The organism is Caballeronia sp. GAWG1-5s-s (genome assembly GCF_023631445.1).
In the GTDB taxonomy this organism is placed as follows: domain Bacteria; phylum Pseudomonadota; class Gammaproteobacteria; order Burkholderiales; family Burkholderiaceae; genus Caballeronia.
The window spans coordinates 157,242-175,369 of the sequence record NZ_JALQDC010000024.1; the positions used below are offsets into that span (position 1 = coordinate 157,242).

Sequence of the window (18,128 nt, forward strand, 5' to 3'; positions counted from 1 at the left end):
TTCCTTTCGTCGCACGCGGCAACGTATTGCAAACACGACACATGTCCCGCGCATCACCGATTACAATCACGCGCGGACCATCCTTCAATAACACCAAACACTTCTTTACCGGATTCAATCGTGCAGTTGACCGAATCATCGAATGTGCCATTCGTTCCCGAGACTTCTTTCGGCGTCTGGTTTTTGCGCACGCACACGTGGGAGCACCACGTTTTGCGCGTCGCCATCAACGACCTCAAGCGTCTCATCGACTTTCCGTTGCCCAAGGCGCCCGTGATCGTCGATGTCGGCTGCGGCCAAGGCTTGTCGTTCCGCCTGCTTGCGCAAGCGTTCAAGCCGCAGCGCATCGTCGGCATCGACTTTCACGAACCGTCGCTGGCGCTTGCAGCCCAATCCGCGCACGCCTGCGCGCAGCGCGCCGATACCGCCGCGACGCAAATCGAGTTGCTTCACGGCGATTGCGCCAATCTTCCGCTGCAGGACGAGAGCGCCGATATCGTCTTCTGTCACCAGACGTTTCATCACCTCGTCGAACAAGAACGCGCGCTCGCCGAATTCCGTCGCGTACTCAAGCCAGGCGGCGTGCTGATGTTCGCCGAATCGACCGATGCCTATATCAAGTCCTGGGTCATCCGGCTGCTCTTTCGTCATCCGATGCAAGTACAGAAAAGCGCTGACGGCTATCTCCACATGATCCGCAACGGAGGCTTTAGCTTCGAACCGCACAACGTTTCGCTGCCGTATCTGTGGTGGAGCCGCGCGAAAGATTTTGGGCTGTTGGAACGCATCGGCCTCTACACGCCGAAGCCCGGCAAGCGGCGCGAAACCCTTGTCAACGTCGTCGCAAGAAAGACCTCTGATTGACGGCGTGACGAGCGAGCGGCGCATACATCGAGACACGCGCCGCTCCTCGCTTTTGCCTCAGTTCTTCAGCTTGACCACTTCGCCCTTCAGCGCGACGCCTGCAACCACGGCGCCCGCACCGCACGTGAACTCCGTTGCGCTCTCGCGCTCCACGTTCTGGTAGTTGCTCTTGATATTGATGACCGCGTCGCCGCCTTCCTTGCGAGCGCGCTCCTGCAACTCCATCACAGCCGAAAGGAAAACGTGCTGGCAAGCGTCCTCGTCGCTTTTGCCGAACGCGTTGGTCTTCTTGTTGGTCGCGAACACACCGAGCGATTTCACCACCGCCGGATGCCCTTGCCCCGCGAAATAGAGCGGAATGTCCTTGCCGACCTTGTCGGGTTCGCTGACCAGCGCGGGTGCGACGGGATAGATCCGGATCGTATTGCGCGCGAACGCTTGCGAAGAAAGCAGCATGGCGGCGAGTGCCGCGCAAATGAAAAGACGCATCATGTTTTCCGAGTTCGTGATTGATCGCTTATTCGACGTCCAGCTTCACGACGTCGCCGCGCACGGCAAGCGTCGAGCCGTTATTGCTCGAGCCGCAGATGTACTCGGTCGCTGACGTGGTTTCGGTGCGCTGGAAGCGCGTCCTGACGTTGATCACGGCATTCGCGTGCTGCTCGCGCGCATAGTCGCGCAACTGATCGAGCGCCTTGCCGAGCGCGATGTTGCAGGTCGCATCCTGACCGTCCATCGTGCGGGGCACGCGCACTGCGACTTCCTTCTTGCCGAGCATCGTCTTGACGTTCGCGTGCTTCTGGTCGCCGAAATACAACGTGACGTCCTTCGCGCTTTGCGTCTGCGCCGCTTGCGGCATCGGCAGCGAACGGACCTGCGTCGTACAGCCTGCTTGCGTGATGAGCACGCCAGCCATCATCGTCAGAACGATTATTTTTTTCATGGTGCGATTTCGCTTCTTTGTGGTTATGCGTGGTTACGAATGGGCGCCCGTTATGCGCCGACGGGCAGCGGCTTGATTCTTTCGAACACGAGGCTTGCGGAACTCCCGCCGAAACCGAAGGAAACCGACATCGCGCGCTCGATGCGCGCCTCGCATGTCTCGCGCACGAGCGGCAACCCTTCTGCGAGCGGTTCAGATGAGCCCGCCGTTCGCGTCCCCGCGATGAAACCGTCGCGCATCATCAGTAACGTGTAGATCGCTTCATGCACCCCGCTCGCGCCGAGAGGGTGCCCCGTCAGTCCCTTCGTCGAGGAGAACGGCGGCACGTTCGCACCGAAGACAGTCTGCAATGCGCGCAGTTCTTCGGCGTCGCCGAGCGGCGTGGAAGGCGCGTGCGTGTTGATGTAATCGGGCGATGCGCCCGCTTGGTCCAGCGCCATGCGTAGCGCCCGCGCGATGCCGTGCGAATGCGGCGACACCATGCCCGCGCCGTCCGTGCTCTCGCCGAAGCCTGTCAGTTCTGCGTAGATGCGCGCGCCGCGTGCGAGCGCGTGATCGAGCGCTTCGAGCACCAACACACCGGCGCCGGAGCCGATTACAAAGCCGTCGCGCGCGCTGTCGTAAGGGCGCGAGGCTTGCGAAGGCGTTTCGTTGAAGCCGCGCGACAACGCGTGCATCGCGTCGAACATCAGCGTCATGTTGTCATGCAGCGCCTCGCTGCCGCCCGCGAGCACGATCTGCTGACGTCCGGTCTGGATCAACTGCATGGCCTGTCCGATGGCGAGCGCAGATGTCGTGCATGCCGACGAAGGCGAATACGCGACGCCCTCGATCCCGAATGCCTGCGCGACATTCGCGGATGCGGTGCTGCTCATCGCCTTCGGGACCGTGTACGGCGGCGTCCTTTCGATGCCGCGCGTCACCGCGATATTGAGCGCCGCGTCGTACTCGGCCATCGCGCCGACGCCCGAGCCGATCACCGCGCCGACGTTCGGCGAACGCAGCACGGCGTGATCGAGCCGCGCGTCGTCGATGGCTTTGTGCGCGGCGTGGCACGCGAACCGCGCCGTCTCGCCCATGAAGCGTTCGAGCTTGCGATCGAAGGGCGGCTCGTTCGCCACCGACGCCACCGCCGCCACCTGCGAGCCAAAGCCTCGCTCGCGCCAAGCATCGATGCGCGTGATGCCGGAACGCCCTTCCCTCAAGGCAGCGCTGACCGTGTCGAGCGCATTGCCCAGACACGATACGATGCCCATGCCCGTCACGACGACGCGCTGCATGCCTCGCGCTCGGTTCATCGAACGTGCCGGAAAATAAGCGACGTATTGATGCCGCCGAACGCGAAGTTGTTGCTCATCACGTATTCGGCGTCGATCGTGCGTGCCTCGCCCGCGATGTAATCGAGCGGCGCGCAGGCGGGATCGACTTCGGTGAGATTGAGTGTCGGCGCGTACCAGTTGCGCTTCATCATCTCGATGGTCCACCACGCTTCCAGCGCGCCGCATGCGCCCAGCGCGTGACCGACGTAGCTCTTGAGCGAACTGATCGGCATGCGCTCGCCGAAGGTCTGCGCGGTCGCATGACTTTCCGCGACGTCGCCGCGATCGGTGGACGTGCCATGCGCGTTCACGTAAGCAATGGCCTGCGGATCGAGCCGCGCGTCGTGCAACGCGAGCTGCATCGCGCGCGCCATCGTGCTCGCGGTCGGCTGCGTCATGTGCGCGCCATCCGAGTTGCAGCCGAAGCCGACGATCTCTGCATGAATCGTCGCGCCGCGCGCCACGGCGTGCTCATAGTCTTCGAGCACCAGCGTCGCCGCGCCCTCGCCGACAACCAGTCCATCGCGTTTCGCATCGAACGGACGCGGCGTGAGATGCGGCTCGTCGTTGCGCGTGCTCGTCGCGTAGAGCGTGTCGAACACGGCGACGGCGGGACCCGAAAGCTCTTCCGCGCCGCCGGCGAGCATCATCGTCTGCTTGCCCGTGGCGATGGCTTCATACGCGAAGCCGATCGCCTGACTGCCCGACGCGCACGCCGACGATGTCGGCAGAATGCGGCCTTTCAGATCCCAGAAGAGGCCGACGTTCACGGCGGTCGTGTGCGGCATCATCTGCACGTAGCTGTTCGACGTGACATCGGTCATCGAGCCGGTTCGCAGCATGGTGCCGAACGCGCGAATAGGCTCGACCGATCCCGAGGACGAGCCGTATGCGACGCCCATGCGTCCGTCGCTGATCGACGCGTCGCCGTCGAGGCCCGCATCCGCCAGCGCGAGTTCACTCGCGCGCACCGCGTACATCGACACAATGCCCATCGACCGCGTCTTTTTACGCGGCCAAACCGAAGGCTGCTCGAACGCGGGCAGCGGACACGCGAGGCGCGTATGCAGCCCTTCGAAGAAGTCCCACTCCGGCATGCGGCGCACCGCATTGCGGCCTGTCTTTAGCGCGGCTTCGATTTCATTCCAAGAACTGCCGAGCGCGGTGACGCCGCCCATGCCCGTAACAACGACGCGCTTCATCAGATCATCCCGCCATTCACGCCGATCACCTGGCGCGTCACATAAGAAGCCGCATCCGACATGAGGAAGCCGACGACAGCGGCCACTTCGTTCGGCTGCCCGACGCGATTCATCGGCACCGTCTTCAGCGCGTGTTCGACGGGAACGTCGTCGAGCATGCCGGTATCGATCAGTCCCGGCGCGACGCAGTTCGCCGTGATGTTGCGCGATGCCAGTTCGACCGCGAGCGCCTTGGTCGCGCCGATGAGACCGGCTTTCGCCGCGCTGTAGTTCACCTGTCCGCGATTGCCCATCACGCCGGATACGGACGCGATTGTCACGATGCGGCCGCCCTGTTTCGCGCGCACCATCGGCATGGTGAGCGGATGGATCACGTTGTAGAAAGCGTCGAGGCCCGTTTCGATCACGACGTCCCAATCTTCGTCGCTGAGCGCCGGAAACGCCGCATCGCGCGTCACGCCGGCGCTGCATACGATGCCGTAATACGCGCCGTGCGCGGCGACGTCGGCTTCGAGCGCTTCACGGCACGCGGCGCGGTCGCGCACGTCGAACTGCACGACGCGCGCCGTGCCACCCTGCGCGACGATGCCCGCGGTCACCGCTTCTGCTTCGGCGCGTCCGCTGCGGCAATGCACGGTGACGGCGAACCCGTCAGCCGCCAGTTGATACGCAATCGCCCGGCCAATGCCGCGGCTTGCGCCCGTTACGAGAACTCGCCGGCTCATGAACTGAGGCTCCCTTCGATGAATGTCTGGAAATCGTGTGATTGAAAGACCTTGATGACGGCTTCTGCGCAACGCTCGCCGTCATGGTCGATCGTGCATTCGTACGCGCCGTGGCCTTCTTCGCTGCGCAGCACTTCTTCCGCGCGAATAGCGAGCCGCGCATCGCGCGAGAAGGCGCTGACATACGCCCGATAGCTACGCGTGCCGAGCAGCACGCCGGGACGCGCGCGGCCGCCCGCGCGCATCGCGACGAGCGCGACATGCGCGGCAACCGCCTGCGCCATGAGTTCGATGCCGATCCATGCGGGCATCGCGCCGTGCTCGTCCGCATACCAGGCGTCGGCGCGCACGGTGGCGAGCGCGGTGAGCGCGGCGTCGCTGCACGCGATCACTTCGTCCACCAGCAGCATCGTGCCGCGATGAGGAATGATCGCTTCTATCGGCGGAAACTGGCCGCCGTGTTCGTCGATTCGGATGTGTCCGGTCATCGTCAACCTGCGAGAATGAGGCTGACATTGCTGCCGCCAAACGCGAAAGAGTTACTCATGACATGGCGAGTGCCCGCTTCGCGCGAGAGGAAGCGCGTTTCCTGCACGAGATCGAGCGTGGGCAGATCGGCGTCCGCCTCGCCATCCCATCGATGCAGTGGCAACGGAAAACCGGGGCACGCGAGCGTGAGCCACGCGAAGCCGAGTTCCGTCGCGCCCGCCGCGCCGAGCAGATGCCCCGTCATCGGCTTCGTGCCGCTCGTCGGCACGCCTTGCGGAAAGACGCGCGCCATCAAATGCGCTTCCATCTCGTCGTTCTTGCGCGTGGCCGTCGCGTGCAGGTTCACGTAGCCGATATCGGCGGGCGCGACGCCTGCATCCGCGAGCGCCGCGCGCAACGCGAGTTCGCCGCCGACGCCGCGCGGGTCCGGCGCGGACACATGATGCGCATCGCTGGATTCCCCCACGCCCGCCAGACGCACGGCGCCTTCGTCGCGTGTCATCAGAAACACGGCCGCGCCTTCGCCGATGTTGATGCCGTTGCGATTGCGGCTCATCGGATTAGTGCGTTCGATACTCGTGGATTCGAGCGATTCGAAGCCTTGTAGCGTGAGCTCGCACAACGTATCGACACCGCCGACGACCACGGCATCGCAAAGGCCGAGTTGCAACAGTCTCCGGGCCGCGGCAAACGCCTTCGCACTCGACGTGCATGCCGTGGAAATAGTGAACGCCGGGCCTTGCACGCCGAGCGCGGCGGCGGCGAACGGCGCGGCCGTACCGATCTCCATCTGCCGGTAGTCGAAGCTCTCGGGCAGGCAGCCCTTATTTGCGCGATGCAGGAACGCCTCTTCCGCCGCCGATATTCCCGACGTGCTCGTCCCCAACACGACGCCGATGCGCGCGGAGCCGTACCGCTCGCGCGCCGCCTCGATCTCGGCGCGGATTTGTTCGAGCGCCGCGAGCAGCAGGCGGTTGTTGCGGCAGTCGAAGCGCGCGAGGAGCCCGGTAGGCGCAACGTCGAGCGAAGTCAGCACGCGGCCGACGAACGCATCGCCGCGGCGCGTGCGCATCGGTCCCATGCCCGGTGATCGCGCCGAGGTCATCGCGGACGCGATCGAATCGACGTCGCCGCCGAGCGCATTGACCATGCCGAGCGCATGCAGATAGACGGATGGCAGCGTCATGCGTGGTTTCTCCTTTCAGGCGGCATGCTCATCGGCGCGAGCAGCACCGCGACGAGAATGCCGAGCGCGAGCGTCGCGCCGAAGCTCTTCAACGCTGGCATCGCGCTCATGATGAGCAGGCCGAACGACAACAGCGTCGTCGCTGCGGAGAGCAGCACGCCCGCCCAGACCGCGCCGAGATCGGCGTCGCTGCGCAGGCATCCTTCGCGCAGGAACACGGCGTAGTTCGCGCCGACACCGAGCACGAGCATCAGCGCGAGGCAGTTGAACAGATTGAACGGTACGCGGGTGTAGCCGAACGCCGCGAGCGTCACGCCGACGGCGAGCAGCACGGGCAGCGTCGTCGCAATGCCGCCGCGCGGACCATAGCGCATCATTAACAGCGCGAGCACGAGCACCAGCGCGCCGCCGAGCCACATGCCGCTATCGACGCGGTACGCGCCAAAGAGCTTCGAGACGCTCGCCGCCTTGTCGACGAACGTGACGCCCTCGATTGCGCGGGCGGCTTCGATCAGCGCGGGCTCGTTCTTGGGCGTCACGCGGCGCGGCATCACGATGGCAGCGTAACCGCGCTGACCGGCCGCATCGTAAGGGCCGAGCCACAGATGCCGATACGGCTGCGACCACGGCGCGGCGAGCCAGCGCTCGACTGACAGCGGCACTGCGGCCGCACGGCCGAACGAAGCCATCCACGCGTCGGCAATGTCATCGCGGAAGCCGGCGCGCGAAAGCGTCGCGCGCAACGCGGCCGGATCGGCGAACACATGTTCCGCGATGAGCGCGCGCGCTTGCGCCTGTGCCCGGGCAGACGGCACGAATTGCGTGACCGAGCGCCAGCCGTCGACTGATTGATCGCCGGTCAGCGCATCGAGCCTTTCGCCTAGCGCTTCCGCGCGTTCGAGCACGGCTTGCTCGGAGACGCCTCGCACCACGAAGAACTGCGCGGTGTCTTCGACGCCCACTGCCGCGCGCACTTCGTTCTCCTGCGCGACCAGCACGGGATCGCGTTGTATCAGCAAATGGATGTCATCGTCGCTGGTAAGACGCAGCCAGCCAGGCAGGGCAATCGCCACGAGAACGGCCGCGAGTAGCCACGCACGCTTGCCACCGATCGCGCCGCGCCACCGTGCAAGCAACGTCGCGGAGGACGCAAAGAGGCGTCGCCGCGCGGCTTTCGGTCCTCGCACGAGCAGCGCGGGCAGCAGCGACATCACGGATGCGAACGCGACGCCGATGCCGGCCATCGCGAAACACGCGATCTGCTTGAGCGCGGGAAACGGCACCCACGCGAGTATCGCGTAACCGAGCAGACTGGTAGCGAGCGCCACGGAGAGCGCGGGCCGCACCGATCGCGCGCCCTTTCGTGCATCCCATTCGCGTTGTGCGCCCAGATAAACCACGAAATACTGGATCGAATAATCGACGGCTTCGCCGATCAGGCTCGCGCCGAACACGAGCGTCAGCAAATGGAGCTTGCCGAACACGAGCATGGTGAAGGCGAGCGCGCACACAATGCCGAGCGCCGTCGACAAAAAGCCGAGCAGCAAGAGCCGCGGCGAGCGAAAAACCCACAGCATGAGAAGCGCGATGCCGCACGCCGACACGACGCCGATCAGATGCACTTCGCGCTCCGACGCGCTGCGCGCCGCCTGCGCGTAGAACACGGCGCCGGCTCGCGCGACCGTTGCATCTGGCCATGCGGCCTTCATGTCTGCCTGCGCCTGCGCCGCCGCCGACAACACTTCGCGCTGCGTGCGCGATTCATAGGCCGAGCCGCGCAGCGTCGTGACGACGAGTACGCTCGTCATGTCGCCGCGATGCGCGACGAGCAGGTTGTCTTCGAGGTCGAGGCCAGAGGTGGCGAGCGGCAAGTCGGAGAGCCAGTGTTCGAGCCAACCGAAGGGATCGTCGGCGAGTTGCGTCGCGAGCGGTCCGTGCACCGGGTTGTAGATGCGCTGCATCAGGGCATCGGAGAGCGCCTGCGAACCGTTCGTGACGTTAGCAAGTGTGTCGCGGTCATCGCGGGTCAAAAGCCCGAATCGATACGGCGCATACAGCGCCGCGATCTGCGCGACGTCGAACGGCGGGAGCTCCGCCGTCACGGACGCGAATGCGCCGCTTTCCCGCAACGCGGCGCCGTAGCGCTTCGCCGCCGCCTTCGCACGGTCCGCATTGCGGCTCGAAACGAGGAACACGGTGCGATCGCCGAGCGCATTGGCGAGTTGATCCACCGCTTTCTCTGCGACCGGATCGGCTTCCGTGGCAGGCAGCAGCGCGAGCAGGTTCGTCTCCAGAGGCGACGGTCCTTGGAAGCGATAGACGCAATACAACGCAGCAACGAGTGCAAGCACGAACCACGCGGCTCGTATGGCGAAAAGCGTCACGCCGCTGCGATGCCGTTCCATCCGCATCACTGCGCTCCCAGCAAGGCACGCTCGGCGGCAGGCAGCCTGTCGAGCGTTTCGTTGTTCGTGAAGTCGATCTGCGTGACGTCCCCGCTTGCCAGCTCGATCCTCAAACTCTGCAGGAACGCGCCGCCCTTCATTTGCAGCCCTTTGACGGCCTGCGCGAGTTGCGGCTGATTTGGCTTGAGATCGAGCGTCCACTGCGACGGCGAGCCTTGCGCGTCCACATCGAATTGCGAATACAGCGCGGACAGGTCGCCGCCGAGCATGGCGCGCATCATCTTCGACACTTGCGCGACGCCTTGCACGCCTCGGGCGCTCTTGCTGCCGATGCGCTTGCCGCTCGCATCGACTTCGGCGACGCCTGCGTCCGTGATGACGAACGTGGCCTTGTAAGGCGTCAGCACGCGCCAGATGACGCCGCGTTCCCGATAGAACACGAACGTGCCCGTGCTCATGAGCGGTTGCTTCATGGCCGAAAGCGTCTGAGTCTGCGTGAATTGAGCGCGCACGCCCTTGATCTGACCGAGCCGCGAAGCCACTTGCGAGACGAGCGCCCCATTCTGGCTTGCGCTTTGCGCGGGCGTGGCTGCGTGAAGCGCGCCTGCGGTCGCAGTCAGCAGCAACGCGATGAGCGTGGCACGCGCACAGCGAAATTTCATCGACGCGACCATACACGCTCCAGCTTATCGAACACGACGGGCGGCGACACGAACTGCAGCTCCTGCGTGGCCGCGTCGACGGCGACCTGAATCGTATAGCCCTTGGTCAGCCGATCGCTCGTCACGCAATCCACCAGTTCATACGCGATCTTCAGGCGGTTCTCGTATTCGAGCAGTGCCGTGCGCACCTCGATGCGCTGCCCGTATCGCGCCGGACGCACGTACTTCAGATGCGCCTCGACAATAGGCCAGGCATAGCCCGACGCCAGCATGTCGCCGTAGTCGTATCCGAATGCGCGCAGCAACGCCGCACGCCCGACTTCAAAATACTTCAGGTAGTGGCCGTGCCAGCACACGTGCATTGCGTCGACATCATGAAACGGCACTTCGACCATCGCGCTCGCGGTGAGCGTCTTCTTGTTATTCAGTTGATCCATGACGCCTGCTTTCGGTGAAACCGGACCCGGGCATCGGTGCGGCTTTGCCGGCACGCGCCCAGAAATCGAAGAAATTGAACCATTGGTACGGCGCCTTGCGGCAATAGTGTTCGAGTCGTGACGCATAGCGCTGCGCCCAAGCCGCGATGTGTTGCGCGCGCTCGCGACGCGGCAACTCGATGCGCTCGGCAAACCGTTCGAAGTACATACGATACCGGCCCGCTTTCTCTTTCAGGCAAAAGAAGAGATACACGGGACACCCGAGCGCGTGCGCGAGCACATACGGGCCTTGCGCGAACGGCGCGGGCGCGCCGAGGAAATGCGCCTCGGTCGTGCGGCCGGACTCATGCGCCGGCACGCGGTCGCCGACGATCACCAGCAGCTCGCCAGCGTCGATGCGCGCCTGCATCATCATCGCGGTATCAGGGCCGAAGTCGCTCACGTGGATCAGATGCTTCGCGAAGTCGACATTCGCCGACGACAGCACGCTGTTGAAGCGCCTTGCGTGCTCCGTATAGACGATGGCCGTCACCTTCGCGCGGCCGTTGCGGGCGGCGAGCGCGCGCGTCATTTCGAGGTTGCCGAGATGCGCGCCAAGGACGAGCGCGCCGCGCCCGCTCGCGATGAGCGCTTCGAAAGGCGCGGGGTCGTCGAAAACGGCGTCGTGATCGGCTATCCGGCCCGACCACGCCGCGAGCTTGTCGATCCCCGACTGCGCGAACGCGAGCATCTGGCGATACGCAGAGCGCCAGCCGGGACGCGGCGTGCGTTCGCCCGGCGCGGCTTCGGCGAGACGCGTGAAATACCGGTGCGAAGCGGCGCGCGCATCGCGTCCCGTCAGCAGAAAATAGCCGACGACAGGATGCAGCCACAGCCCCGTGAATCGCATGCCGAACACGCGGCAACTGAGCGCGAGCAGGGACATGCCGATGCGGCTGCCGCGCTCCGCGACGCGCCACCAGCCCGGCCCGGCGTGGTCCGCAGTGGTGATGCGCGGCATCAGCTTGTGCGCGAGCAGCATCGGCGAGCGCAGCACCATGCCGCACGCGAGCCGCGTATGGCTCGCGCTGATGCGCACGTTGTCCCACAGCACGTCGAAGTGCGATACGCCGTCGGTCGCATAGACGACGCGCGTCGGAATCGAGCGGAACGCAAGGCGTCGCCAGTAGAGACGCACGAGGATCTCGATGTCGAAGTCCATGCGCGTGCCGAGCCGCACGCTGTCGATCAGCGCGCACGCGGCATCGAGCGGATATAGGCGAAAGCCGCACATCGAATCGCGGATGGTGAACGACAGCGTCTCGATCCACACCCAGACATGCGTCAGATAGCGGCCGTACAAGCGCGATTTCGGGACGCTTTCGTCATAGACCGGGCGGCCCAGAATGACCGCGCCCGGCTCGGCGCGCGCCGCGTCGAGAAAGAGCGGCACGTCGTTCGCGTCGTGCTGGCCGTCGGCGTCGATCTGCAACGCGTGCGTGAAGCCCGCGCGTTTCGCCGCGCGCAGGCCCGCCATCACGGCAGCGCCCTTGCCGCCGTTCACCGGCAGACGCACGAGCGTCATCTCCTTGCGATACCGACATGCGAGCTTGGCGAGCACGGCTTGCGTCGCGTCGTCGCTGCCGTCGTCGACGACGAACATCGGTAAGCCGTGAACGCTCAGGCGCGCGACCGTATCGCCGATCGCATCCTTGTGGTTGTAGATCGGAATGACGATGCACGCCGCGATATTCGCACCGCTCATGCGTTCTCCCGATACACGATCGCGCCGGACGCGCATTCGCGTCCGTTCATTCGATAAGCGAACTGCACGCGCCGCCGCGTGGCATCGTGCGCGAGCCGCAATTCGAGCACCGCGCCGGGCGGCACGGGCGCCATGAACTTAAGGCGATCGACGCTTTCCATTGCACGCGCCGCCGCGATATGTTCGGACGCGAGCCGGATCGCCCAGTCGACCTGCACGACGCCGGGCAAAATCGGCAGGCCCGGAAAGTGGCCGGCGAAATGATCGAGCGAAGGCGGCACGCGGAGTTCATAGCGCAAGGTATCGCCCTCGCGCGATTCCGCGAGCAACTCGAAGCCTTCCGCGCGCGGACCGAAGGCCGCCGCGACCGCCTTGACCGGCAGCTTGCCGCGCGCATCGAACGGCAACGCGATGCGAAAGCGCCAGAACCGCGGCAACAGCACGACGTCGAAATAGGCGGCGAGATGACGGCGCAAGATCTTCGCGAGCGCCACGCGACCGATGTCGTCGAGCGCGGCGCGGCCTGCGTCGGTTAGCGCGATCACCGCGCCGATGCGTTCACGCGTCGCACCCGCGAGCGGGACCACGCTCGCCGCGGCCACATAGGCATGCAGCGTGAGGCGCGCTTCGAGCTCGGGCAGCGAGACGCGCTTGCCGTCGAGCTTCACGACGCGATCGAGCCGGCCTTCCAGCGTGAAGTGGCCGTTGGCGTCCAGGGCGATAGCGTCGTCCGTGCGATGCCAGCCATCGTGGCCCAGATGCGGCGAGCGCACTTCGAGCGCGCCGTCATCGGCACGCCGCACTGCCACGCCGCTGACAGGACGCCACGCCGGCGTTTCGTTCTGCCTGCGCCATGCGATGCCGCCCGTCTCCGTGCTCCCGTAGATCTCCACAGGCGCGTGGCCGAACACGTCAGCGTATTGGAGCGCGGTGTCCGTTTCGAGCGGCCCGCCCGACGAGAAGAACGCACGCGGCACAGGCGTGAGCGATGCGAAACCGGCGAGCTCGGTCCAACGCGCGAGTTGCGCCGGCGACGAGACCATGATCGTCGCGCCGCATCGCGCGATACGCGTCTGGGTGTGCTGCGGCTCGACGCAAAGCGCGCGGTCGAAAGCGCGGCCCGCCGCGAGCGGCCACAAGATGCGAAACAGAAGACCGTAGATATGACGATGCGGCACGCTCGCAAGCATCGTCGCATCGCCGATCAGCGCGCCCCAGTCGCGTTCGAGCGTATGCACTTCGGCGTCGAACTGGGCGAGGGTCTTGTTGATCGGCTTCGGCGCGCCGCTGCTGCCCGACGTGTAGAGCGTGAGCGGGGCACGGGGATCCACGCGCAGCGCAAGCGTCTCGAGCCCGCGCGTGTCGACCGTTGCAGCGGCTATGTCGGCATCGGTCAGAACGGCGTCGTAGGCGTCGGCGAGATCTGCCAGATAGCCAGGAGCGGAACTCGCGGGAATCACCGGCGTCTTGCCGCATGCGAAGAGCGCGAACAGCGCGCAGGCGAAATCGAACGGATCGTCGATCAAGAGCGCATAACGGCGCGCCGGCTCTTCGCGCAATTGCAGCGCGAGCGACGCCACCCGCGCGCGAAACGCGGCATGCGTGATGACCGCGTCGGTCGTGTGGTCGCGAGAGACGGGCGTTCGTGCATCGCGTCTCGCCGAGAACAGTTCGTGCAGCGGATTCATGACGCCTCCGCTTCCAAGCGCCGCGCGCGCGGAAGAATCACGAGATAACGCCACGCGATCTCAGCCACGAGCAGCACGCCGATCAAGCCATAGGCGATCGCGCCGTTGTAGAGCGACCACGCCTCGCGCGACCAGCACAGTGCCGTGTAGAGCGAGAACAAGCCGTTGGCCGCGAAAAACACGCACCAGATCTGCGTGACGCGACGCGTGTGACGCACGGCTGGTTCGCTCAGATCGGGCGTGCGGATGCGCGCGAATTTTTCGATCATCGACGGACCGCGCACGAGCGTCGAAGCGAATGCAATCAGCAAGCCGAGATTCACGAGAGACGGATAGATATGGAGCAACTGCTCGCTGTCGGTCCAGACGATCGCGGCCGATGCCGCGCTCAACATGAACCCGACCGCCCATTCGACGCGCGTGAGTGTGCGCAGCGAGGCGCCCAGAACGCCGGTGCCCGCGCAGCGCTGCAGCCAGACCAACGCGAACAGCAGGCAGCCGAGATAGCGCGGCGCGTTCCAGAACCAGCCGCACAGAATAGCGGCGGGATACGCGAGCTTGAACGCGACGTTCAGCGCAAGGCCGATAGTGCCGCGATGCGCGTCGTCGCCAGTCCGGGCGGTCTGCGGCTGCATCAGTCCTGCGCTGCCAGAAGCGACTCGACAGCGGCGATCACATCGCCCACCGTGCGCACGGACTTGAACTCCTCGGGCTTGATGCGGCGGCCCGTCATCTCCTGCAGTTTGATCGCGAGATCGACGGCATCGATGCTGTCCAGGTCGAGTTCTTCGAACAAATGCGCGGGCGGCGTCACGCGCTCGGGCGCGATGCCGAAGTTCTCTTTGAAGATCGCGCGGATACGCTCAAGGATTTCGGTGTCGGTCACAATCATTCCCCTCTTGTTGCAGTGTCGTCCGATGCACGCGCAGTCTCGCGCTGGCTTGCGACCAGTTCGGCGAGCGTGTTGATCGAGCGGAAGTGCTCGCGCGTGCGCTCGTCGTTGGCGGCGATCGTCAATTGATAGTGTTTGCGCAGCACGATGCCGATCTCGAGCGCGTCGATGGAGTCGAGACCGACGCCATCGGTGGAGAAGAGCGGAGCATCGTCGGCGATATCGTCGGGCGTCAGGTCTTCGAGATCCAGTGCTTCGATCAGAAGCCGTTTGATTTCAAGCTTTAAAGAATCCATGGTCGATCAGATGCCGGGTAATGTAGGTTTGCAGCGCGTTCGTCAGGGTTCGGGCGGCGAGCGCGGGCGGCTCATCACGAGTGACGAGCGTGTCGGCTCCGAGCGCGTCGAGCACGCTCACGCGCATATGGAACGCGCGCTCGGGCACGTCGTGCCAGCGCATGTTTTTGGTGAACGCGGGTGGGTCGCAGTCGATCAGGACGGGCAGGATCGGCGCGCGCGATTGGAGCGCCATGTGCGCGAAACCGCGCGAAAACTCATGCAGCCGATTGCGCGCGGGACTGCGCGTGCCTTCCGGAAAAACGATCATCGTGTAGCCGCGGGCGAGTTGCCGCGCGCCCTCTTCCACGAGTTCGATCGGATCCGCGTTGCTCACGTAATCCGCCGCCCGCATGACGCCCCAGAAGAACGGGTTGCTCCAGTGCGCGCTCTTCACGACGCAGCATGCGCGCGGCGTGAGCGACAAAAGCACCATGACATCGAGCCAGGTCGGATGATTGGCGACCACGATCGCGGCGCCCTTCTCTTTGCGATTGAGCGCGTGCGCGCCGCTCACGTCGAGCTTCATCACGCGCACGCCGACGAGCACGGCGACGAGCGCGCGAAAGAACGCGTGAATAATCGCGGCGATGATGCGCTGCTTCGACGCGCGATGCGGCCATACCGAAGCAATTGGGAAAACGATCAGTGAGAAGCCGAGTCCGCAGATGCCGAAGGTAGTGAACGCAAGGGCCGTCGCGACAAGGCGCCAGTAATAGTCACACGCCTTCATGCCAATTCCATTGCCAAGTCGACGTCGCGCCGCGCCATTGAACGGGCGCTTTCGCGTCCAGACACTGCCGGACCGCTTCGCTTTGCGTGACGTATTGGGCGCTCGCGAACGCCTTGCTCCGGTCATCGGCGAACCCAGTGCGCACGCATTCGAGCCGCCCGGTTTGCGCGGACGCATCGAGCAAGATCGCGAGCGCGCCGCCCTCCACTTCGTCTTCAATCGTTCCATAGGCCGGATCGGCAGGCTCGTCGGCGTAGACGACGAGCACCGGCGACGAAGCATCCGTCGCATATTGCGCGTGGGCTTCCAGCAACGCGCAGCCGAGCGTCTGCGCGCCCGCCGACACCGCACTCGCGGGCGCACGGTCGCCGCGCTCGATGCCGAACACGCCGGTCATCGCGTTCAGAACGGACAGGCTGAAGGAGGTCGGCGAGACGGCTTCGCCCGCGCTGATATCGCAGAGGATGCCGGTCGTGCGTCGCAGTTCGCCGTGACGCGACGCGAATACGACGCGCACCGTCGGCAGCGCCGATGCGCAATCGAAGGCAACCTTGAGCGCCGCCCGCGATAGCGCACTGAGCCGGCGCCGCGCCATTGGCGCGACGAAGCTAACGTCAGGAGCGACGGTCGCGGTGGCAGGCCAAAAAGACCAGCGCGCAACCGGAATGGTCCAGTGCAGATCGGGCATATCGGTATTTGCGCGTTGAGAACAATCAGCATCGGGGCGAAATAGCCGACGACCGCGCAACGCAGCGCGCACGGTCCGGCGGCAGTCCACCCGATAACTTCCTAGTAAGTGAGCGACGTAATTAAGTGATCCGTCCAATTAACGGCACGGCGCAGCGAGTATTTAGCGTCTCGACGCAGAAATCCTGCGTGCGCGCGGGGTATCGCTGGCGTGGGGCGCAAATGATACCGACGTTGAGGCCGACAGGAATAGGGAAAGTCCGCACTTCTTTCCGCTTCGTCTCATCGACGCGACGAATCGCGACTAGAGATGCACCGCGCGCGCCACATTTATCTTCCGGGGCGGTAAAGGATGCCTCTGCCCAGCGATTTTTGAACCATTTATCGAACCGGTGCGTCACCACGTGCCCGCGCGCGTGATATCGTTCGCCGCTTGACTGAATTTGACACCTCGGCCATACGGACCGAAGGCCGACGTGGCGCAGGCTGCATACAAGATGAGGCAAATGATTTGGCGGCCGGCTGCCGGCGCGCCGAGATGCTGGCCGCGCACAGGCTATCCACCGATGTACGTCGCGACCTGCGCCTGGCACGGGGTCGCGCTAGTGGGATGGCTGCTGCGTCCTTCGGCGTGGCTATGGTGGCTCGCGAGTGTCTTCGCGAGTCACATGATCGTGGTCTCGATAGGATTGTGGCCGCGCTCGACTCTGTTGGGCCAGAACTGGACCCGCCTGCCCGACACGCCCGCCAACGCCGATGCAGTGGCGCTCACGATCGACGACGGCCCTGATCCGGTCGTAACGCCGAAGATTCTGGACATCCTGGATCGGCATCGCGTGCGCGCGACATTCTTCTGCATTGGAAGCCGCGCTGCGGAACATCCGGCGCTGGTACGGGAGATCGTCGCGCGAGGTCATGCGGTCGAGAATCACACGCATAGGCACGTGCACACGTTCTCGGTCACGTGGCCGTTCTGGCTTGCGAAGGAAATCGCGGCCGCGCAACGGACGCTCGAAGCGCTGACAGGCGAGCGGCCCATGTTCTTTCGCGCGCCCGCCGGGTTGCGAAATCTCTTTCTCGACCCGGTGCTGCAACGGCTGGACCTTCGACTCGCGGCGTGGACGCGGCGAGGATTCGATACGCGGGAATGTGACGCTGATCGCGTGCTCGAGCGACTGGTGGATGGACTCGCCGCCCGAGACATCCTTCTTGTTCACGACGCCGGCGCGGCATTGACAGCGACAGGCGAACCCGTCGTGCTTACGGTGCTGCCTCGGCTCATCGACAGCGTTCGGTCGTCGGGACTGCGCTTCATCACTTTGCGCGATGCGCGTAACGAAGGCACACCGTGTTCTTCAGTGAATCGAACGCATGACGAGCGACTCTGACTCGGCGTCGCACGGTATAGCAACGCATACGCATTTCCCACCGTCTCGTTTTCTCGACCCTAGCGGTCACTCAAACAGAATGAAGCTCGTTACCGTCCTTACCGCCTCCGTCTTTCTGGCAGCCTGTACATCCGTCTCCGAAGTTGCCCCGGCCGGCGACGCAAACTACACCGTGACGACACAAATACGCGGCGGGATGACTCCGTGGGGCGAAATCAAGGCGTCGAGCCTGAAGCGCGCCGATGAATACTGCAGGCAACAAGGAAAGCGAATGCACCAGGTCGATATGCAGACGCATGGCGTTCGCGGATGGACGCCGCAGGATGCGGAGCTCACGTTCTCGTGCGTGGCTAGCTGAGCAATCGAGGGTCGGCCGGGAAGCAACGCGACGAACTAGGAGCGCGCGACGCTCCGGTCACGCCCAAAGCG

General features: G+C 64.8%; 20 protein-coding genes. 3 read left to right on the plus strand and 17 right to left on the minus strand.

The genetic code is table 11. The features are described 5' to 3' along the window. Window positions 1–120: 120 nt before the first annotated feature. Entirely contained in the window at window positions 121–864 is a 744-nt protein-coding gene (locus NCR34_RS18520) for a class I SAM-dependent methyltransferase (protein ID WP_250500855.1), read from the plus strand. A gap of 57 nt (window positions 865–921) precedes the next feature. Here the strand turns inward: NCR34_RS18520 and NCR34_RS18525 are convergent, their stop codons facing one another. From NCR34_RS18525 to NCR34_RS18605, 17 genes are read right to left on the minus strand one after another with little or no spacing between them, the layout of a single operon-like run. After that, complete coding sequence (locus NCR34_RS18525; protein WP_250500856.1) at window positions 922–1,356, minus strand: excinuclease ABC subunit A; 435 nt, start codon at window positions 1,354–1,356, stop codon at window positions 922–924. Window positions 1,357–1,381: 25 nt separating this feature from the next. Next, window positions 1,382–1,807, minus strand: coding sequence for a hypothetical protein (locus NCR34_RS18530; RefSeq protein WP_250500857.1), 426 nt, complete (start codon window positions 1,805–1,807; stop codon window positions 1,382–1,384). Between the two features lie 50 nt (window positions 1,808–1,857). Next, window positions 1,858–3,105 carry a beta-ketoacyl synthase N-terminal-like domain-containing protein gene (locus NCR34_RS18535; protein ID WP_250500858.1) on the minus strand — a complete coding sequence of 416 codons (1,248 nt, stop codon included), beginning with the start codon at window positions 3,103–3,105 and terminating at the stop codon, window positions 1,858–1,860. Then, window positions 3,102–4,328 (minus strand): beta-ketoacyl-ACP synthase, encoded by a 1,227-nt coding sequence (locus tag NCR34_RS18540; protein ID WP_250500859.1) that lies wholly within the window; start codon window positions 4,326–4,328, stop codon window positions 3,102–3,104. The genes NCR34_RS18535 and NCR34_RS18540 overlap by 4 nt, the downstream gene beginning before the upstream one ends. Beyond that, window positions 4,328–5,053: a 3-ketoacyl-ACP reductase FabG2 gene (locus NCR34_RS18545; protein ID WP_250500860.1), complete on the minus strand. Its 726-nt coding sequence runs from the start codon at window positions 5,051–5,053 to the stop codon at window positions 4,328–4,330. Before NCR34_RS18545 ends, NCR34_RS18540 begins: the two co-directional genes overlap by 1 nt. Then, a complete protein-coding gene (locus NCR34_RS18550) occupies window positions 5,050–5,541 on the minus strand; it encodes an ApeP family dehydratase (protein WP_250500861.1) in 492 nt (163 codons plus the stop codon). The genes NCR34_RS18545 and NCR34_RS18550 overlap by 4 nt, the downstream gene beginning before the upstream one ends. 2 nt (window positions 5,542–5,543) lie before the next feature. Then, entirely contained in the window at window positions 5,544–6,728 is a 1,185-nt protein-coding gene (locus tag NCR34_RS18555; RefSeq protein WP_250500862.1) for a beta-ketoacyl-[acyl-carrier-protein] synthase family protein, read from the minus strand. Next, the gene (locus tag NCR34_RS18560; protein ID WP_502800107.1) at window positions 6,725–9,139 is read right to left on the minus strand and encodes an MMPL family transporter; all 2,415 of its coding nucleotides are present in this window, start codon (window positions 9,137–9,139) and stop codon (window positions 6,725–6,727) included. Before NCR34_RS18560 ends, NCR34_RS18555 begins: the two co-directional genes overlap by 4 nt. Continuing rightward, window positions 9,139–9,795, minus strand: coding sequence for a LolA family protein (locus NCR34_RS18565; RefSeq protein WP_250500864.1), 657 nt, complete (start codon window positions 9,793–9,795; stop codon window positions 9,139–9,141). Before NCR34_RS18565 ends, NCR34_RS18560 begins: the two co-directional genes overlap by 1 nt. Then, entirely contained in the window at window positions 9,792–10,232 is a 441-nt protein-coding gene (locus NCR34_RS18570) for an acyl-CoA thioesterase (protein ID WP_250500865.1), read from the minus strand. The genes NCR34_RS18565 and NCR34_RS18570 overlap by 4 nt, the downstream gene beginning before the upstream one ends. Beyond that, window positions 10,216–11,976, minus strand: a complete 1,761-nt coding sequence (locus NCR34_RS18575; protein WP_250500866.1) for a glycosyltransferase family 2 protein — start codon at window positions 11,974–11,976, stop codon at window positions 10,216–10,218. The genes NCR34_RS18570 and NCR34_RS18575 overlap by 17 nt, the downstream gene beginning before the upstream one ends. Further along, window positions 11,973–13,664: an ApeI family dehydratase gene (locus NCR34_RS18580; protein ID WP_250500867.1), complete on the minus strand. Its 1,692-nt coding sequence runs from the start codon at window positions 13,662–13,664 to the stop codon at window positions 11,973–11,975. The genes NCR34_RS18575 and NCR34_RS18580 overlap by 4 nt, the downstream gene beginning before the upstream one ends. Next, a complete protein-coding gene (locus NCR34_RS18585; protein ID WP_250500868.1) occupies window positions 13,661–14,299 on the minus strand; it encodes a COG4648 family protein in 639 nt (212 codons plus the stop codon). Before NCR34_RS18585 ends, NCR34_RS18580 begins: the two co-directional genes overlap by 4 nt. Further along, window positions 14,299–14,550, minus strand: coding sequence for an acyl carrier protein (locus tag NCR34_RS18590; protein WP_250500902.1), 252 nt, complete (start codon window positions 14,548–14,550; stop codon window positions 14,299–14,301). Before NCR34_RS18590 ends, NCR34_RS18585 begins: the two co-directional genes overlap by 1 nt. 2 nt (window positions 14,551–14,552) lie before the next feature. After that, window positions 14,553–14,852, minus strand: a complete 300-nt coding sequence (locus tag NCR34_RS18595) for a phosphopantetheine-binding protein (protein ID WP_250500869.1) — start codon at window positions 14,850–14,852, stop codon at window positions 14,553–14,555. Further along, window positions 14,833–15,624 carry a lysophospholipid acyltransferase family protein gene (locus NCR34_RS18600; protein WP_250500870.1) on the minus strand — a complete coding sequence of 264 codons (792 nt, stop codon included), beginning with the start codon at window positions 15,622–15,624 and terminating at the stop codon, window positions 14,833–14,835. The genes NCR34_RS18595 and NCR34_RS18600 overlap by 20 nt, the downstream gene beginning before the upstream one ends. Then, complete coding sequence (locus NCR34_RS18605) at window positions 15,611–16,312, minus strand: beta-ketoacyl synthase chain length factor (RefSeq protein ID WP_250500871.1); 702 nt, start codon at window positions 16,310–16,312, stop codon at window positions 15,611–15,613. Before NCR34_RS18605 ends, NCR34_RS18600 begins: the two co-directional genes overlap by 14 nt. A gap of 565 nt (window positions 16,313–16,877) precedes the next feature. Between NCR34_RS18605 and NCR34_RS18610 the strand changes: the two genes are divergently transcribed. Both NCR34_RS18610 and NCR34_RS18615 read left to right on the plus strand, forming a co-directional pair. Further along, window positions 16,878–17,699: a polysaccharide deacetylase family protein gene (locus NCR34_RS18610; protein ID WP_250500872.1), complete on the plus strand. Its 822-nt coding sequence runs from the start codon at window positions 16,878–16,880 to the stop codon at window positions 17,697–17,699. Between the two features lie 79 nt (window positions 17,700–17,778). Then, window positions 17,779–18,057 carry a hypothetical protein gene (locus tag NCR34_RS18615; protein ID WP_250500873.1) on the plus strand — a complete coding sequence of 93 codons (279 nt, stop codon included), beginning with the start codon at window positions 17,779–17,781 and terminating at the stop codon, window positions 18,055–18,057. Window positions 18,058–18,128 lie beyond the last annotated feature (71 nt).

Excerpts from the sequence above, each read along its gene's own strand:
- NCR34_RS18525 (WP_250500856.1), bottom strand. The coding sequence starts at position 1,356 with ATGATGCGTCTTTTCATTTGCGCGGCACTCGCCGCCATGCTGCTTTCT.
- NCR34_RS18530 (WP_250500857.1), bottom strand. The coding sequence starts at position 1,807 with ATGAAAAAAATAATCGTTCTGACGATGATGGCTGGCGTGCTCATCACG.
- NCR34_RS18535 (WP_250500858.1), bottom strand. The coding sequence starts at position 3,105 with ATGAACCGAGCGCGAGGCATGCAGCGCGTCGTCGTGACGGGCATGGGC.
- NCR34_RS18540 (WP_250500859.1), bottom strand. The coding sequence starts at position 4,328 with ATGAAGCGCGTCGTTGTTACGGGCATGGGCGGCGTCACCGCGCTCGGC.
- NCR34_RS18545 (WP_250500860.1), bottom strand. The coding sequence starts at position 5,053 with ATGAGCCGGCGAGTTCTCGTAACGGGCGCAAGCCGCGGCATTGGCCGG.
- NCR34_RS18550 (WP_250500861.1), bottom strand. The coding sequence starts at position 5,541 with ATGACCGGACACATCCGAATCGACGAACACGGCGGCCAGTTTCCGCCG.
- NCR34_RS18555 (WP_250500862.1), bottom strand. The coding sequence starts at position 6,728 with ATGACGCTGCCATCCGTCTATCTGCATGCGCTCGGCATGGTCAATGCG.
- NCR34_RS18560 (WP_502800107.1), bottom strand. The coding sequence starts at position 9,139 with ATGCGGATGGAACGGCATCGCAGCGGCGTGACGCTTTTCGCCATACGA.
- NCR34_RS18565 (WP_250500864.1), bottom strand. The coding sequence starts at position 9,795 with ATGAAATTTCGCTGTGCGCGTGCCACGCTCATCGCGTTGCTGCTGACT.
- NCR34_RS18570 (WP_250500865.1), bottom strand. The coding sequence starts at position 10,232 with ATGGATCAACTGAATAACAAGAAGACGCTCACCGCGAGCGCGATGGTC.
- NCR34_RS18575 (WP_250500866.1), bottom strand. The coding sequence starts at position 11,976 with ATGAGCGGTGCGAATATCGCGGCGTGCATCGTCATTCCGATCTACAAC.
- NCR34_RS18580 (WP_250500867.1), bottom strand. The coding sequence starts at position 13,664 with ATGAATCCGCTGCACGAACTGTTCTCGGCGAGACGCGATGCACGAACG.
- NCR34_RS18585 (WP_250500868.1), bottom strand. The coding sequence starts at position 14,299 with ATGCAGCCGCAGACCGCCCGGACTGGCGACGACGCGCATCGCGGCACT.
- NCR34_RS18595 (WP_250500869.1), bottom strand. The coding sequence starts at position 14,852 with ATGGATTCTTTAAAGCTTGAAATCAAACGGCTTCTGATCGAAGCACTG.
- NCR34_RS18600 (WP_250500870.1), bottom strand. The coding sequence starts at position 15,624 with ATGAAGGCGTGTGACTATTACTGGCGCCTTGTCGCGACGGCCCTTGCG.
- NCR34_RS18605 (WP_250500871.1), bottom strand. The coding sequence starts at position 16,312 with ATGCCCGATCTGCACTGGACCATTCCGGTTGCGCGCTGGTCTTTTTGG.
- NCR34_RS18610 (WP_250500872.1), top strand. The coding sequence starts at position 16,878 with ATGTACGTCGCGACCTGCGCCTGGCACGGGGTCGCGCTAGTGGGATGG.
- NCR34_RS18615 (WP_250500873.1), top strand. The coding sequence starts at position 17,779 with ATGAAGCTCGTTACCGTCCTTACCGCCTCCGTCTTTCTGGCAGCCTGT.